Annotated in this window: 2 protein-coding genes; both read right to left on the bottom strand. The window is 57.9% G+C overall.

Annotation, left to right across the window (positions count from 1 at the left end; genetic code table 11):
- A partial coding sequence (locus DX905_RS15860; RefSeq protein WP_162875683.1) for a transposase occupies nt 1-520 on the bottom strand: 520 nt, incomplete at its 3' end.
- Between the two features lie 125 nt (nt 521-645).
- The coding region (locus tag DX905_RS16145; RefSeq protein ID WP_205412328.1) for a DUF6968 family protein at nt 646-1,073 on the bottom strand (428 nt) is incomplete at its 5' end.

The following is a 1,073-nucleotide window of genomic DNA, read 5'->3' as shown; positions in this document are numbered from 1 at the left end:
CCAGGCCGTGGCGCAGCATCGCCCGCCAGTTGCGGTGGACCCCAGCCAGCGCGCGGAGATCGGTCAGCCCGTCCACCTTGCCGGTGACATGCGCGTTGGCCGACGACCAGCGCCAATCCTCCGCCTCCGCCGTCAGCCCAGCCTTGACCGGATTGAGCTCGACGTAGCGGACCGCCGTCATCAGGTGCGCCTCGTCCATCGGATAGCTGGCAAAGCGCCCCTGCCATAGATAGCCGGTCCAGCCGTGCGCGAAGTTGATGCGGCGCGAATAGCGGCGATGCGCGTCGCCAAGCGCGGCGCGCAGCCCGTCCGCGTCGCGCGGCATCAGGATCAGGTGGACGTGGTTCGGCATCAGGCACCAGGCCAGACACGCCACCCCGTGCACGGCACACGCCTCCGCCACGAGATCGCGATAGGCTGCATAATCTTCGTCGCTGAAGAAAACCGGCTGGCGGCGGTTGCCGCGCTGGGTGACGTGATGGGGCACGTCGGGGATCACAAGCCGGGCGAGGCGGGCCATGAGCGATCCTAACGCCAACGCCCCGTCCGCATCAATCAGGTATTGTGTCCCCGGAATTCGCCGGAATTCCGGATGGTCCGGGTTGATTAGGTATTGTGTCCCCGGAATTAGCTCAATTAAGAAGCTCAAATAAGATTTTCAAAAACCGGAAAATTTGGAGGGCCGTGTTCCCATTCGACGGCATCGTGATCTATTTCGTCATCTACCCGAAGATATGTACCGATTTTTCTCATGGATAAAATAATTGCTTGCATTGAGTCCAAGCCCGTTGACTCACCTGAGAAATTCATGGTCTCGCCGGAAATGGAGAATTTACAGGAAAACTCTCCTCGGCCTTTCTGTACTCTAGTAGGCACATATATCTTAATAGATATTTCCGACTTTTTGTATTTCATTACCGTTTTGCCGCAAACACCCGCTTCTTCCGTAAATACCACACTTGCCTCCCTAGTTTGCCAACAAGGCCACTGCTCCACCGATGCCGATAGCAGCAGCCGCTGCCGCACATTCCGGGGACACAATACACAATACTCAATTCCCCTTCCGCTTGGGT

It is taken from the genome of Sphingomonas crusticola (assembly GCF_003391115.1).
GTDB lineage: Bacteria > Pseudomonadota > Alphaproteobacteria > Sphingomonadales > Sphingomonadaceae > Sphingomonas_I > Sphingomonas_I crusticola.
This window is presented reverse-complemented; position numbering and strand designations above follow the sequence as displayed.